Origin of the sequence: Rodentibacter sp. JRC1, assembly GCF_020521555.1 — a bacterium.
GTDB classification, from domain to species: Bacteria; Pseudomonadota; Gammaproteobacteria; order Enterobacterales; family Pasteurellaceae; genus Rodentibacter; species Rodentibacter abscessus.
This window is the reverse complement of record NZ_BPWA01000001.1, coordinates 1,984,663-2,000,701: the sequence shown is the minus strand read 5'-3', so window position 1 is coordinate 2,000,701 and position 16,039 is coordinate 1,984,663. Positions and strand designations below refer to the sequence as shown.

The 16,039-nt window shown below is 41.4% G+C and carries 13 protein-coding genes; 7 read left to right on the top strand and 6 right to left on the bottom strand.

Features of this window, described 5'->3' with window-relative positions:
- The first annotated feature begins 106 nt into the window (after positions 1-106).
- The 4 genes from udk to HEMROJRC1_RS09105 are packed head-to-tail and all read left to right on the top strand — an operon-like array spanning position 107 to position 3,710.
- A complete protein-coding gene (gene udk / locus HEMROJRC1_RS09120; RefSeq protein ID WP_226692614.1) occupies positions 107-748 on the top strand; it encodes a uridine kinase in 642 nt (213 codons plus the stop codon).
- A gap of 8 nt (positions 749-756) precedes the next feature.
- The gene (dcd, locus tag HEMROJRC1_RS09115; protein WP_194812507.1) at positions 757-1,341 is read left to right on the top strand and encodes a dCTP deaminase; all 585 of its coding nucleotides are present in this window, start codon (positions 757-759) and stop codon (positions 1,339-1,341) included.
- Complete coding sequence (locus HEMROJRC1_RS09110; RefSeq protein ID WP_226692613.1) at positions 1,342-2,532, top strand: AsmA-like C-terminal region-containing protein; 1,191 nt, start codon at positions 1,342-1,344, stop codon at positions 2,530-2,532. It begins immediately after the preceding gene.
- Positions 2,532-3,710 (top strand): sugar transporter, encoded by a 1,179-nt coding sequence (locus HEMROJRC1_RS09105; RefSeq protein WP_226692612.1) that lies wholly within the window; start codon positions 2,532-2,534, stop codon positions 3,708-3,710. The genes HEMROJRC1_RS09110 and HEMROJRC1_RS09105 overlap by 1 nt, the downstream gene beginning before the upstream one ends.
- Positions 3,711-3,874: 164 nt before the next feature.
- Here HEMROJRC1_RS09105 and HEMROJRC1_RS09100 read toward each other — a convergent pair whose 3' ends face one another.
- The 6 genes from HEMROJRC1_RS09100 to fdhD all read right to left on the bottom strand — a co-directional run bounded on the left by HEMROJRC1_RS09100 (position 3,875) and on the right by fdhD (position 11,031).
- Positions 3,875-4,873, bottom strand: a complete 999-nt coding sequence (locus HEMROJRC1_RS09100; protein WP_226692611.1) for a peptide ABC transporter ATP-binding protein — start codon at positions 4,871-4,873, stop codon at positions 3,875-3,877.
- A gap of 3 nt (positions 4,874-4,876) precedes the next feature.
- A complete protein-coding gene (dppD, locus tag HEMROJRC1_RS09095; protein WP_226692610.1) occupies positions 4,877-5,869 on the bottom strand; it encodes a dipeptide ABC transporter ATP-binding protein in 993 nt (330 codons plus the stop codon).
- An 11-nt stretch (positions 5,870-5,880) separates the two neighbouring features.
- Positions 5,881-6,768, bottom strand: coding sequence for an ABC transporter permease subunit (locus HEMROJRC1_RS09090; RefSeq protein ID WP_226692609.1), 888 nt, complete (start codon positions 6,766-6,768; stop codon positions 5,881-5,883).
- A 15-nt stretch (positions 6,769-6,783) separates the two neighbouring features.
- Positions 6,784-7,785 (bottom strand): ABC transporter permease subunit, encoded by a 1,002-nt coding sequence (locus tag HEMROJRC1_RS09085; protein WP_226692608.1) that lies wholly within the window; start codon positions 7,783-7,785, stop codon positions 6,784-6,786.
- 96 nt (positions 7,786-7,881) lie between these two features.
- Positions 7,882-10,062, bottom strand: a complete 2,181-nt coding sequence (gene uvrD, locus HEMROJRC1_RS09080) for a DNA helicase II (RefSeq protein WP_226692607.1) — start codon at positions 10,060-10,062, stop codon at positions 7,882-7,884.
- 153 nt (positions 10,063-10,215) lie between these two features.
- Positions 10,216-11,031 (bottom strand): formate dehydrogenase accessory sulfurtransferase FdhD, encoded by an 816-nt coding sequence (fdhD, locus tag HEMROJRC1_RS09075; RefSeq protein WP_226692606.1) that lies wholly within the window; start codon positions 11,029-11,031, stop codon positions 10,216-10,218.
- A gap of 267 nt (positions 11,032-11,298) precedes the next feature.
- On the opposite strand from fdhD, the gene fdnG reads away from it, so the two are divergent.
- The 3 genes from fdnG to HEMROJRC1_RS09060 are packed head-to-tail and all read left to right on the top strand — an operon-like array spanning position 11,299 to position 16,019.
- A complete protein-coding gene (fdnG, locus tag HEMROJRC1_RS09070; protein WP_226692605.1) occupies positions 11,299-14,382 on the top strand; it encodes a formate dehydrogenase-N subunit alpha in 3,084 nt (1,027 codons plus the stop codon).
- Between the two features lies 1 nt (position 14,383).
- Positions 14,384-15,316: a formate dehydrogenase subunit beta gene (gene fdxH, locus HEMROJRC1_RS09065; RefSeq protein WP_304621903.1), complete on the top strand. Its 933-nt coding sequence runs from the start codon at positions 14,384-14,386 to the stop codon at positions 15,314-15,316.
- The gene (locus HEMROJRC1_RS09060) at positions 15,309-16,019 is read left to right on the top strand and encodes a formate dehydrogenase subunit gamma (protein WP_226692604.1); all 711 of its coding nucleotides are present in this window, start codon (positions 15,309-15,311) and stop codon (positions 16,017-16,019) included. Before fdxH ends, HEMROJRC1_RS09060 begins: the two co-directional genes overlap by 8 nt.
- Positions 16,020-16,039 lie beyond the last annotated feature (20 nt).

The window sequence follows — 16,039 nt, the reverse complement described above, 5'->3', positions numbered from 1 at the left end:
GTGATGACTCTCACAGTTTTGAAATTTGACCTAAAAAATAAAGATGAAATCAACCGCACTTTTCTTTATAATTCGGAGAATTATTCTCATCTTTCAGATTATATTTATGCCAGATTCCTCTTGTATTATTATCGCCGTTACCGGCGCTTCCGCTTCAGGAAAAAGTTCCATTGCTTCCACTGTTCATAGAGAACTTTGTCACGAATTAGGCTGTCAACAAATCGGCATTATTGCAGAAGATAGCTATTATAAAGATCAAAGCCATTTAGAAATGAGTGAACGGGTGAAAACCAACTATGATCATCCCAATTCAATGGATCGCGATTTACTTATTCAGCATTTAAAAGATTTAAAATCCGGTAAAGCCGTTGATATTCCCGTTTATAGTTATGTGGAACACACCCGCACAGAAGAAACCACACGTTTTACGCCAAAGCGTATCGTTATTTTAGAAGGCATTTTATTACTGACTGATGAACGTGTTCGCCAATTGAGCGATATTTCAGTGTTTGTGGATACCCCGTTGGATATTTGTTTTATCCGCCGTTTACAACGTGATATGGAAGAACGTGGTCGTTCACTGCAATCCGTTATTGATCAATATCGTGCGACAGTCCGCCCAATGTTCTTACAATTTATTGAGCCGTCTAAACAATATGCCGATATTGTTATCCCACGCGGTGGAAAAAACCGTATTGCAATCAATATGTTGAAAGCTCAAATTCTTCATTTATTAAATCAAAAATAGGAGAAATTATGCGTCTTTGTGATACCGATATCGAACGCTATTTGGATGATGGCATTATTTCTTTAACTCCTCGTCCTGATAATGACAAAATCAACGGCGCAACAATTGACGTGCGTTTAGGTAATTCTTTCCGAGTATTTCGTGAACATTCCGCCCCATACATTGATTTAAGCGGCCCGAAAGAAGAAGTTTCCGCCCAGTTAGAATCCGTGATGAGTGATGAAATCATCATTCCGGATAATGAAGCGTTTTTCTTACATCCCGGTGTATTAGCACTTGCAACAACCCTTGAATCGGTAAAATTACCGGCAAATATTATCGGGTGGTTAGACGGTCGCTCTTCCCTTGCCCGTTTGGGATTAATGGTTCACGTTACCGCACACCGTATTGATCCGGGTTGGGAAGGAAAAATCGTATTGGAATTTTATAATTCCGGAAAACTTCCTTTAGCGCTACGTCCGAATATGGTGATTGGCGCACTCAGTTTCGAAGTGTTAAGCGGCACGGCTGCCCGCCCTTATAACAGCCGTAAAGACGCTAAATATAAAAATCAGCAAAATGCGGTAGCAAGCCGTATTGATGAGGATAAATAGATGAAAAAGATCGCAATAAGCTTGCTGTTCGTGCCGATTGCGATCTTCGCATTTCTTTATATTCAGCTACAACAAGCCAAAACTCGGCTGAGCGAACAATTCGAACAGAGAGGCATAGCGGTAAAATCACTTGATTTAAGCCTTATCCCGCAACCTACCCTTACCATTGAACAAGTTAATTATCGTAGTATTTCATTAAAACATATTAATGCTCAACTGGCTTTTTTACCTTTAATTTATGGTGAAGCAAAATTACAACAACTTAGTATTGAACAAGCCAAATCAGGGGAAGATGCCCTCAATTCCGCCAGAATCGAAATGCGTTTTTCCGATTTTTTGGTCAAAAACCTATTATCAAAAAATATCCTATTCAACGGCTCAAATGTTGTTTCCATCAAACTTGAAAAACCGATTTATGGTCTGGCTCAAAAATTTAATTTCACTTTCAACAAAGCCGGTATTAGACTTCGCCAAAATGCAGAATCACTGATTCAATTTGATGGCGCTACATTAAATCAACAGCCGTTAGGCTATATTGAAATTCACGCCGATCTCGCCAAACCACAAAAAGCGGCTGCCGCCTATATAAAGCCTGATTGCACTACGGCGTGCCTCGCCGTGCTAAAATTTAATACGCTTGCAGAGGAAAGTGCGGTCAATTTTTCAGGTAAAAATTTCCCTTTAACACAATTACTCACACTGTTAAATTTTCCCGATACCATCACGGGGACAGCTGATTTTAATATTCAACTCGCCTTTGAAAAGGCAAATTTAACGAAAAGTAAATTTGATTTTTATGCACGGGATGGAGAGCTTTTAGGAATAAACTTACTTCAACTTGTTTCACAATACTTTCCGATTAACTACAATGATGAATTATTGGAAGGAAAAAGGGCAAACACGCCTTATCAACAGGTTGAAGCCTCGTTCTCACTGGACAAGAGTTTGTTGAATATCGATAAATTTAATCTAAAAACGACCGTACTTTTAGGGGAAGGGCAGGGCGCGGTTGATTTACATACGATGCAATGTGATATTACTCTCTCACTTTCGGCAACCAATCCAAAATACAAGAATTTAACACTCCCTATTCGTTTTTTTGATAGTTGCTATTCACCACAATATAAATTGGAAATAAATAAAGATTTTCGGAAACAGTTGAAAAATATCATTAAAGAGAAGTTGAAATAATGTCGTTTTATCATCAAGCTGAAAAAATCCAAACTTGGCGTGTTGTTGTTATCGCCTGCGCCGCTTTTATTTTTAATACTACTGAATTTGTCCCTGTGGCTTTGCTCACAGATATTGCAGAAAGCTTTAATATGCCACCTTCGGAAACCGGTTTGATGATGACGGTTTATGCTTGGACTGTACTCATTATGTCCCTGCCGGCGATGCTTGCTACGGGAAAAATGGAACGGAAAAGTTTACTTATCAAGCTGTTTATGATTTTCATCATAGGTCATATCCTTTCCGTTATCGCTTGGAATTTTCAAATACTTCTTATCGCTCGAATGTGCATTGCTTTGGCACATGCCGTATTTTGGTCAATCACCGCTTCTCTTGTTATGCGTATTGCGCCTAAAAATAAAAAAACGCAAGCACTGAGTATGCTCGCCATCGGTACCTCACTTGCGACGATTTTAGGCTTACCGCTCGGTCGTTTAGTCGGGCAATTGGTCGGGTGGAAAATAACTTTTGTTATCATTGCCCTACTTGCTCTTGCTACCATGTTTCTCATTATTCGTTTACTGCCGAATATTCCAAGTAAAAATGCAGGCTCATTATCCAGCCTCCCGCTATTGGCTAAACGTCCGTTATTAATAGGGCTTTATATGACAACGGTAACTATCGTTGCTGCACACTTTACCGCTTACACTTATATTGAACCTTTTATAATTCAAATCGGAGAACTCAATCCTAACCTTGCGACATTCATCCTCTTAATTTTTGGTATATCAGGTATCACGGCAAGCCTACTCTTCAATCGCTTATACCGTTTTAACCCGATAAAATTTATTATCACTGCAATAGGATTATTGGTGCTTTCACTTGCCCTTTTACTCAGTTCGTCTCATTATGCGTTAACGATGTTTATACTAGCCTTTGCTTGGGGAATCGGCATTTCCTGCATTGCCCTTGCATTACAAATGCAGGTTTTGCAGCTTGCACCGGATGCAACCGATGTGGCAACGGCAATTTATTCCGGAATATTCAATGCAGGTATTGGCGCAGGTGCGTTATTCGGTGGTCAAATGATGAATTATGTAGGGTTAAAATATATTGGTTTTAGCGGCGCGGCTCTTGGTGCTACCGGATTATTGATCTTTATCCTCTTCCAATTTCTCTATCGTCCACAAAAAACTTAAAAAATCATTATTATAGCAGTTACACAAAATAGATAGGGGCGGCTCCTATTCCCGCCCCTACCAACATAATCAAATTCTTTTTGTGCAACTGCTATTAAGTTAAATTATCTGTCCAGATTTTGGGGAGCAGATCAAAGTGCGGTTATTTTTATCCTAATTTCTGTTTAATCAATATTAAAACAAGCGATTAATTTTCCATCGGGGAAAGGCTCAAGTATTGGTTTTTCCGCACGACACTTGTCTGTTGCTTTCCAACAACGCGGATTAAATGCACAGCCTTTCGGCGGATTTATCGGGCTTGGTAGCTCGCCTGTCAATTTAATACGTTCTCGGCGTAAATTCGCTGACAGACGAGGTGTTGCCGAAAGAAGAGCTTGTGTATAAGGATGCTGAGGATTGGAAAAAATTTGTTCCGTTGTGCCTTTTTCGACACAACGCCCAAGATACATCACCATCACTTCATCAGCAATATGCTCAACAACTGAAAGATCATGCGAAATAAAAACATAGGAAAGCCCGAATTCATCTTGCAAATCCATCATTAAATTCAGCACTTGGGCACGTACCGATACATCCAATGCAGATACCGGTTCATCCGCCACCACAATATCCGGCTCTAGCATTAAACCACGTGCAATCGCAATGCGTTGGCGTTGCCCGCCGGAAAACATATGAGGGTAACGATCATAAAATTCTGCCCGTAATCCTACTTTCGCCATCATTGAAAGCACTTTTTCTTTACGTTCTTTGGCTGAAAGTTTGGTATTGATAATTAGCGGTTCCTCTAAAATAGAACCGATTTTTTTACGTGGATTCAATGAGGCATAGGGGTTTTGAAACACAATTTGAATTTTCCTACGACGTAATGCTTTTGTATCCGCATCATTTTCCAGAAAGTTACGCCCCTTATAATACAGCTCACCTTCCGTAGGATTTTCAATCATTGTGAGTAAACGCCCCAGTGTTGATTTCCCACAGCCTGACTCCCCCACAACTGCAAGGGTCTTTCCTCGTTCCAACTGAAAAGACACGCCATCCAATGCCTTGACTTGTTGCGTTTTTGCCAATAAGCCTTTTTTCACCGGATAATATTTTTTTAAGTTAATTGCGCTTAATAACGGCATATTTGGCAATGACGTATTTTCTTTAATTTCATTCGACATTGCTTATACTCCTTGATATTCCATCGGTTCGCCTTGTGCATTGAGCGGTGTATGGCATTTCACTTTTCGATTTCCCATATGATGTAAATCGGGTTCTATTTTACGACAATGCTCCGTTGCATAAGGACAACGCGGATTCAATAGACAGCCTGTCGGGCGATCATATTTCCCCGGAACAACACCTTGCAAGGATTGTAAACGGGCTTTTCCTTCGGAAAATTCAGGCAAGGAACGAAGTAAGGCTTGAGTGTAAGGGTGTTTCGGTTCACGAAAAATATCCTCGGCAAGTCCTTCCTCCACCACTTGCCCTGCATACATCACTATAATGCGATGTGCCGCTTCCGCCACCAATGCTAAATCGTGAGTAATGAGAATTAGCGACATACATTCTTTTTTCTGTAAGTCGAGTAATAAATCCACAATCTGTGCTTGGATGGTAACATCTAAAGCAGTAGTCGGTTCATCGGCAATCAATAATTTAGGCTTACAGGCAATCGCCATTGCAATCATAACACGCTGGCTCATTCCTCCGGAAAGCTGATGCGGATAAACGTCAATACGAGATTCAGGATCAGGAATTCCCACTAAACGTAGCAATTCCAAAGTTCGTTCACGCCTTGCTTTTTTCGTGCCGCCTTCATGGGTTTTCAACGCTTCCATAATTTGAAAACCTACCGTATAGGCGGGATTCAAACTTGTCATGGGATCTTGGAAAATCATTGCCACATCAGCCCCGATAAGTTCACGTTTTGCTTTATCGTTGAGTGCCAATAAATCTTTATCTTCAAATACCAATGATTCGGCTGATACCCGCCCCGGATAATCAATCAATCCCATAATAGCAAGGGAACTGACAGATTTACCTGAGCCGGATTCTCCTACAATCCCTAACACTTCACCTTGTTCAACTTGATAGCTGATACGATCTACCGCTTTAAAAGGCATATTTTTATCGCCAAAGTGAACAGAAAGTGCTTTTACGTCTAATAATGCCATTCCGTCCCCTCTTATTGTTTAAGTTTTGGATCAAGTGCATCACGTAAGCCATCGCCCATTAAATTAAAGGCGAGCACTAAAGATAAAATAACTAAGCCGGGAATAGTAACCAACCAGTTAGCCGCTTGCATAAAACTACGCGCTTCGGAAAGCATTGTACCGAGTTCCGGCGTCGGTGGTTTCGCACCAATACCAAGAAAGCCTAAGGTCGCTAATTCTAAAATTGCGTTAGAAATTCCCATCGTCATTTGTACGATTAACGGTGCTAAGCAGTTAGGCAAAATAACAATGAACATTAAACGTAAAACACCGGCACCTGCGACTTTCGATGAAACGACATAATCACGATTTTTCTCATTCATCACCGCCGCCCGTGTTAAACGCACATAACTGGGAATTGACACTACGGCAATCGCAAGTGTTGCATTCACTAAAGAAGGTTCAAGGATAGAGACGACTACAATAGTCAGCAATAAATTGGGAATGGCAAGCATAATATCAATCAGGCGCACAATTACCGTATCCAATAAACCACCGTAATATCCCGCTACTAAGCCGAGAGAAGTACCCAATGCACAGGAAAGCAGCACAATCACAAAACCGGCAAAGACAGAAATGCGCGTACCGTAAATAATACGAGAAAGAATGTCTCGACCGATATCATCAGTTCCCAATAAATAGGCGGAATTACCACCTTCGTACCAAGCCGGTGGTAATAACAATGCCGCACGGTTTTGTTCCGCCGGATCAAAAGGGGCGATATAAGGCGCAAAAATGCTGATTAATGAAACAATAAGAATAAATGTAAAACCGATTAATGCACCACGATTTTGTTTAAAATAAAACCAAAATTCCTGCAAAGGAGTCCTTGGTGCAACCATTAACGTTGTGTCAGTCATCATTACCCCTCTATTTTAATGACGAATACGCGGATTAACCACACCATACAGTAAATCAATGGTGAGGTTTACCACTATAATAATGGTGGCAATAATTAATACCGAACCTTGTAAAACAGGATAGTCACGTGCGTGAATGGCATCAATAATCCATTTACCGATGCCCGGCCAAGAGAAAATCGTTTCCGTTAATACCGCTCCGGAAAGCAATTGCCCGACAATTAAACCTACCACTGTTACCACGGGAATAAGAGCATTGCGCAAAGCATGCACAATCACAATACGGGGATAGCTCAATCCCTTTGCCTTGGCTGTGCGAATATAATCTTCGCCCAATACTTCCAACATAGCGGAACGTGTCATTCGGGTGATGATGGCAAGAGGAATTGTACCTAAAACGATCGCAGGCAGAATTAAGGATTTCATCGCGTTTGCAAATGCCCCCGGTACACCGGAAAGCCACGTATCAACGAGCATAAAACCGGTTGGCGTATCAATCCAAAAATCATTTTCTAAACGACCGCCTTGCGGTAAATCAAACCAAGGAGAAACATATAAAATCAGGATTAATCCCCACCAAAAAATAGGCATAGAATAACCGGTAAGAGAAGCTGCGGTTACCGTATGAGAAATCCAACTGTCTTTTTTTACTGCTGCAATCGTTCCCAAAATGACCCCGCCAACCAATGACCACAATAAAGCAAAAAACGCTAATTCGGCAGTGGCAGGAAAAAGGGTGAAAAATTCGCTAAGCACAGGCTGATGAGTTCGGAAAGATTCACCGAAGTCTCCTTGAATTACGTTACCAATGTAGTTGAAATACTGTTGGTACAAAGGCAAATCCAAACCTAATTGGTGCATCATTTGTTGATGAACTTCAGGTGTTAAACCTCGCTCCCCCATCATAATTTCTACCGGATCACCGGGGATAAAATGCACAAGGGCAAAGGTCACAAAAGTAATGGCGATAAAGGTCGGGATCACCATTAAAATCCGTTTGAAGATAAATTTAAACATTAAATCACTCAACGACAAAGGAAAAGTGCGGTCAATTTCACCGCACTTTTAATAAATAAAACAAAGCGATAATCAAAAATAAAACACTCTCGGATTCTACCGCACTTTTTCCAATTTTGCCAAATGTGCGATTAACCACTTAATGCCTTGAGCTTGGAAAGCAATTTGTAAGCGCGTGTTATTATCGCTGCCTTCAATATTAATCACCGTTCCTAAACCGAATTTTTCATGTTTTACTTTTTGCCCCATTTTCCAGCCGTTTTCATTCTCTGTTGAATACGATAGCGTGCCGACTTTGGCTAAATTCATTGCACGGGTTACGGTTCCGCGTAAACGAATTTCTTGAATACAATCTTTCGGTAATTCCGCAATAAAACGTGAAGGCAAATGACGCTCTTCTTTGGCATATAATCGGCGACTTTCCGCATAAGAAATCGTGAGTTTTTGTTTTGCCCTCGTAATCCCCACATAAGCCAAGCGGCGTTCCTCTTCCAAACGCCCCGGTTCTTCAAAGGAGCGAAAACTCGGGAACAAACCTTCTTCCACACCAACCATAAACACTCTAGGAAATTCCAATCCTTTAGCCGAATGCAGGGTCATCATTTCCACACAGGCTTGATGGGGTGAAGCCTGCTCTTCACCGGCTTCGAGGGAGGCGTGCGTTAAAAAGGCGGTAAGCTCCGTCATTTCTTCCGCATCATCCGGTTTAATAAACTCACGGGTTGCGGTGACCAATTCTTCCAAATTTTCAATCCGTACTTCGCCCTTTTCGCCTTTTTCCTGCTTATACATATCATACAAACCGGAATGTTTAATCACAAAATCGGTTTGTGCAAATAACGGCATTTCTTCGGTATCTATCTGCAAAGAATTAATCAATTCTTGGAAACGTAATAATGCGGTGGAAGCACGTCCTGTTAGCATATTTTCTTGTGTAGCGACCTGTATCGCTTGCCACAGTGTTATTTGTCGCTCACGGGTTAAATTTCTTAATATGTCCAATGTGCGAGTGCCGATACCTCGTGGCGGTGTATTAATCACACGTTCAAAAGCCGCATCATCTTGACGATTATTGATCAAGCGTAAGTAAGCTAACGCGTCCTTAATTTCTTGCCGTTCAAAAAATCGCATTCCGCCATAAATACGATAGGGAATTTGGCAGCGAATCAATGCTTCTTCAATCACACGGGATTGGCTATTGCTACGATATAACACGGCGCAATCATCTAACTTGCCACCATTTTCTGTCCAATCTTGAATTTGTGAGGCGATAAATTTTGCTTCATCCAATTCATTAAAGGCGGCATAAATACCCACAGGATCGCCCTTTTCTCCATTCGTCCATAAATTTTTGCCAAGACGATCGGCATTGTTAGAAATTAATTCATTTGCACTGTTCAGAATATTCGCCGTCGAGCGATAATTTTGCTCAAGGCGAATGGTCTCGGCTTTGAAATCTTTTAGGAATTTCTGGATATTCTCAACTTGCGCTCCACGCCAGCCGTAAATAGATTGATCGTCATCGCCTACAATCATTATTTTGCCGGTTTCCCCTGCAAGGATTTTAATCCATTTATACTGAATCTTATTGGTGTCTTGAAACTCATCCACCAAAATATGTTGGAAGCGTTGTTGATAACGCTGCAAAATCAACGGTTTTTTATCAAATAATTCATAAGCTCGAATTAAAAGCTCGGCGAAATCCACTAATCCCGCGCGATCACAGGTATCTTGATAAATCTGATAAATTTTAATCCACTCACGTTCTTGTCGATCATTAAAATCTTCAATCTCGTGAGGGCGTAAACCTTCATCTTTCTTATTGTTGATATACCAACAGGCTTGCTTCGGCGGAAAGGCTTTTTCATCAAAATTATGCAATTTAAGCAAACGTTTTACTAAACGAACTTGATCTTCCGAATCCAAAATTTGGAAATCTTGCGGCAATCCCACATCTAAGTGGTGGGCGCGTAATAGACGATGAGCAATGCTATGGAACGTGCCAATCCACATACCGAATAAATTGGATTGTGAATGTTTGGCTAATGTATCTTGAATACGATGGCGCATTTCTGCGGCGGCTTTATTGGTAAAAGTAACCGCCATAATGCTTCCTCCAGAAATATTTTCTACGGCGATCAGCCACGCAATGCGGTGAGTCAACACTCTAGTCTTACCACTCCCTGCGCCAGCCAAAACCAAATAATTGCCAAGAGGTGCCGCCACTGCTTCTCGCTGTTTATCGTTTAAGCCATCAAGTAATTCGGAAATATCCATTATGTTATTTTATCTGTGTAAATTTACAGGGGATTATAATTTGATTTTACAAATTAGACAATGCCGAATTATTTCAGCCATTTACAATTATCGAATTCTACTTACAGTCGGGAAACTTAATTGATGTGAATCCTAAAATGAACAAATTAAAAACTACCTTAAAATTAACCGCTCTTTTCCGCAATAAACATTGCCTTTTCCTTCCCTTGCAAATCCGATTAACGTTAAATCATGCGCTTCTGCCATATCCACCGCTAAATTTGTTGCTGCCGAAATCGCGACCAATATTTCAATACCGCAAGATATTGTCTTTTGTACCATTTCATAACTTGCCCGACTTGAAACTAACAAAAATCCTTGCGGTTTATTCGCATTTGCATACCAACCGAGTAATTTATCCAATGCGACGTGACGTCCAACATCTTCACGAATAACAAGCATATTGCCACTCGGATCAAAAAATGCAGCGGCATGCGTTGCTCCGGTTTGCTTTCCTAATATTTGATTTTTTTGCAACGCAGAAAAACAATCATCTAATAAATTGATATTAAACTCAAAAGTGCGGTCTAATTTTGGAAAGTTTTTATAAACTTGATTCAGCTGTTCCGTTCCGCAGATACCGCAGCCGGTACGTCCGGTAAGATTTCGGCGATGTGATTTCAATGCCATAAATTTTCGGCTGGAAAGCTCAATTTGAACCTCAATACCATTGCAGACGTCCACCACATCAATGCCATAAATATCACTCGGCTTATCAATAATGCCTTCCGTTAATGAAAATCCTAGGGCGAAGTCCTCCAAATCTTCCGGTGAACACATCATCACGGCGTGAGATATGCCGTTATAAACCAATGACACCGGCATTTCAACCGCCAAACAATCCGCTTTTGTTTGTAAAAGTGCGGTCGATTTTTCTGTTGTTTTCAATTTTTTAAAAAAATTAATCGTTCGTTCTACAAGCCGGTTCATTTTTATCTTTCCATTAAACTTTATATAACAAAAGTATTACAATTTTTATATATTCTGTGATCGGGATCATATATTTTGCCGGATATAATGCATTTTGATTATGGATTTATCCATAAAAAATCGGTATCCTAAACAACCCTAAATTGATGTTTTTCTATGCGCAATTTAGTCAGTTTTGTGTTGTTATTTTAACGAAACCAACCGAATTATCCAGACGAATTTCTTACTATCTATATCTAGACAACCTTGTTGTTGAAAGGAGTGATTATGCAGGTCTCAAGAAGAAAGTTCTTTAAGATCTGTGCAGGTGGTATGGCAGGAACTTCCGCCGCAATGCTAGGTTTTGCTCCGGCAAGCGCATTAGCGGCACCGCGCGAATACAAATTATTACGCGCTTATGAATCCCGTAACACTTGTACATATTGTGCTGTTAGCTGTGGTATGTTGTTATACAGTACAGGAAAACCTTCCGATTCATTAAGTAGCCACACAGGCACAAATACCCGTTCTAAATTATTCCACCTTGAAGGTGATCCTGATCATCCGGTGAGCCGTGGTGCACTTTGTCCTAAAGGCGCAGGTGCGCTTGATTATGTGAATAGTGAGAGCCGCTCACTTTATCCTCAATACCGTGCTCCCGGTTCCGACAAATGGGAACGCCTTTCTTGGAAAGAAGCGATCAAACGCATCGCCCGTTTAATGAAAGACGACCGAGATGCCAACTTTATTGAAACCGATGCAAAAGGCAATACCGTAAATCGTTGGGCTACTACCGGAATTATGACCGCCTCTGCGATGAGCAACGAAGCCGCATTACTCACGCAAAAGTGGATTCGAATGCTCGGTATGGTGCCGGTGTGTAACCAAGCGAATACTTGACACGGACCAACGGTAGCAAGTCTTGCTCCATCATTTGGTCGCGGTGCGATGACAAATAACTGGGTTGACATCAAAAATGCCGATTTAATTATCGTTCAAGGCGGTAATCCTGCCGAAGCACACCCTGTCGGCTTCCGTTGGGCGATTGAAGCGAAGAAAAACGGTGCGAAAATCATCGTTGTTGATCCTCGCTTTAACCGTACCGCGTCAGTCGCAGATCTGCACGCGCCGATTCGTTCCGGTTCTGATATTGCCTTCTTACTGGGGGTGATTCGTTACTTATTGGAAACGAATCAGATTCAGCACGAATATGTGAAACACTATACCAATGCATCATTTTTGGTAAACGAAGGCTTTAAATTTGAAGACGGTTTATTCTCCGGTTACGATGCGGAAAAACGTAGCTATGATAAATCGAGCTGGAATTATCAATTCGATGAAAACGGCAATGCTAAACGTGATATGACACTCCAAGATCCGCGTTGTGTGATTAACGTATTAAAAGAACACGTTTCTCGCTATACGCCGGAAATGGTGGAGCGTGTTACAGGCGTAAAACAAAAACTCTTCTTACAAATCTGTGAAGAAATCGGTAAAACATCTGCGCCAAATAAAACGATGACGCACTTATATGCGTTAGGCTTTACGGAACACACAATCGGTACGCAAAACATTCGTTCTATGGCGATGATTCAGTTACTTTTAGGTAACATGGGTATGCCGGGCGGCGGAATTAATGCGCTTCGAGGACATTCAAACGTTCAAGGTACAACGGATATGGGCTTGTTACCAACCTCCTTACCGGGGTATATGCGTTTACCGAACGACAAGGATACCTCTTACGAGCAATATATTAATGCGATTACGCCAAAAGATATCGTACCGGGACAAATTAACTATTATCGCAACACATCAAAATTCTTCGTGAGTATGATGAAAACTTTCTATGGCGATAATGCAACCAAAGAAAACGGTTGGGGATTTAATTTCTTACCGAAAACAGATCGTTTATATGATCCGATTACTCATGTGAAATTAATGAATGACGGTCAATTACACGGCTGGATTCTACAAGGCTTTAACGTATTAAACTCATTACCGAACAAAAATAAAACCCTTGCAGGTATGAGCAAATTAAAATACTTAATTGTTATGGATCCACTTCAAACGGAAAGCTCTGAATTTTGGAAAAACTTCGGTGAATCAAACAATGTAAATTCTTCTGAAATCCAAACCGAAGTATTCCGTTTACCAACAACCTGTTTCGCTGAAGAAGACGGCTCTATTGCCAATTCCGGCCGTTGGGCGCAATGGCATTGGAAAGGTTGTGATCAACCGGGTGAAGCATTACCTGATGTCGATATTCTTTCTATGATTCGTGAAGAAATGCACGAGCTTTATAAAAAAGAAGGCGGTCGTGGTATTGAGTCTTTTGAAGCAATGACGTGGAATTATGCTCAACCTCACTCACCGAGTGCAGAAGAGTTAGCAAAAGAGTTAAACGGTTATGCTCTTGCTGATCTTTATGATCCTAACGGAAACTTGATGTACAAAAAAGGGCAATTACTTAACGGCTTTGCTCACCTACGTGATGACGGAACAACCACATCAGGTAACTGGTTATACGTCGGTCAGTGGACTGAAAAAGGTAACCAAACGGCAAACCGTGATAATTCCGATCCATCAGGTTTAGGCTGCACTCTAGGTTGGGGCTTTGCATGGCCGGCAAACCGCCGTGTGCTTTATAGTCGTGCCTCATTAGATATTAACGGCAATCCTTGGGATAAACACCGTCAATTAATTAAGTGGAACGGTAAAAACTGGAACTGGCACGATGTCGCCGACTATGGCACACAACCTCCGGGTTCGGATGCCGGTCCGTTTATTATGTCTGCCGAAGGGGTAGGTCGTTTATTCGCAGTAGATAAGATCAATAACGGTCCAATGCCTGAGCACTACGAACCGATTGAAAGTCCGATTGATTCTAATCCGCTTCATCCGAATGTGGTATCTGATCCGACAGTTCGTATCTACAAAGAAGACCGTGAATTTATCGGTTCAAATAAAGAGTATCCGTTTGTCGCGACAACTTATCGTTTAACCGAGCATTTCCATAGTTGGACAGCACAATCGGCGCTGAATATCATCGCTCAGCCACAACAATTTGTGGAAATCGGTGAAAAATTAGCTGCAGAAAAAGGCATTCAAAAAGGTGATATGGTAAAAATCACATCAAAACGTGGTTATATTAAAGCCGTGGCAGTCGTAACCAAACGATTGAAAGACTTAGAAATTGATGGCAAAACCGTTCACCACGTAGGTATTCCTATTCACTGGAATATGAAAGCCTTAAATGGTAAAGGAAATCGTGGATTCTCTACGAACACTTTGACACCATCTTGGGGTGAAGCCAATACACAAACACCGGAATATAAAACATTCTTGGTGAACATTGAGAAAGCGGAGGCATAATATGCGAGCAATGGATGTACAATCTCAAGATATTATTAAGATCTCTGCGACCTCAGATTTAACACCGGCACCGCAAGCACGGGATCATAAAGTTGAAGTTGCCAAATTGATTGATGTTTCCACCTGTATCGGTTGTAAAGCCTGTCAGGTGGGTTGCTCGGAGTGGAATGACATCCGCTCTGATGTTAATGCACAATGTGTGGGCATTTATGACAATCCGGTCGATCTGAATGCGAAAGCCTGGACGGTGATGCGTTTTAACGAAGTGGAAGAAAACGATCGTTTGGAATGGTTGATCCGTAAAGACGGTTGTATGCACTGTTCAGAACCGGGCTGCTTAAAAGCCTGCCCTGCACCGGGTGCGATTATTCAATACAAAAACGGTATTGTGGATTTTCAATCCGATAAATGTATCGGTTGCGGTTACTGTATCGCAGGCTGTCCGTTCAATATTCCACGAATGAACCCCGAAGATAACCGCGTGTACAAATGTACTCTTTGTGTCGATCGTGTTTCTGTGGGGCAAGAACCGGCTTGCGTCAAAACTTGCCCGACCGGTGCAATTCGTTTCGGTTCGAAAGAGGAAATGAAAATCTATGCGGAAAAACGTGTTGAAGATCTTAAATCTCGCGGCTATGAAAACGCAGGTCTTTATGACCCGCCGGGAGTAGGCGGTACACACGTGATGTATGTGTTGCACCACGCCGATAAACCGGAACTTTACAACGGATTACCGAAAGATCCTCATATTGATATGAGTATCACCTTATGGAAAGACGTATTAAAACCGGTTGCAGCCGTTGCAATGGGCGGTTTGGCACTCGCTGAAATCGGTCATTATTTAACGGTAGGCCCGAATACAGAAACGGATGTGGAAGATCACCACGAAAAATTTGAAGAGAAAGACGAACAAGAGGGCAAAAAAGATGAGTAAATTTGAAATTACGAACGATACCCGTATCGTTCGCCATCGTATCCCTGCACGTTTAAGCCACTGGTTCTTGGTAATCTGCTTTTTCTTAACGATGTTTACCGGAATTGCCTTCTTCTTCCCTGATTTTTCGTGGTTAACGGAAATTCTCGGTACGCCGCAGTTAGCACGAGCCATTCATCCTTTCACCGGAATTTTAATGTTTATTGCCTTTATTTTCTTATGCTCGTTATATTGGCATCACAACATTCCGGAAAAAAACGATATTCGTTGGATGAAAGGGATTTTTGAGGTATTAAAAGGAAACGAACACGCCGTTGCCGATAACGGTAAATATAATCTGGGTCAAAAAATGTTGTTTTGGACATTGATCCTTGCAATGTTTACTTTATTGATTACCGGTGTCATCATGTGGCGTCAGTATTTTTCCCACTATTTCTCAATTCCGGTGCTGAGAATTGCTATCCTTCTTCATTCAGCCAGTGCTTTTATGCTATTTACCGGCATTTTAGTACACATTTATATGGCTTTTTGGGTGAAGGGTTCAATCCGCGGTATCATTGAAGGCTGGGTAACCGTCCGTTGGGCGAAAAAACATCACCCTAGATGGTATCGAAAAGAAGTGCTACCGGAACTCGAAAAAGACATTGAACGCGAAGAAAAAGGTGAAAAAACCAAAGCGCTATTTAAAAGCATTTCGGAATAAACCAAAAATCCAACTCAAAA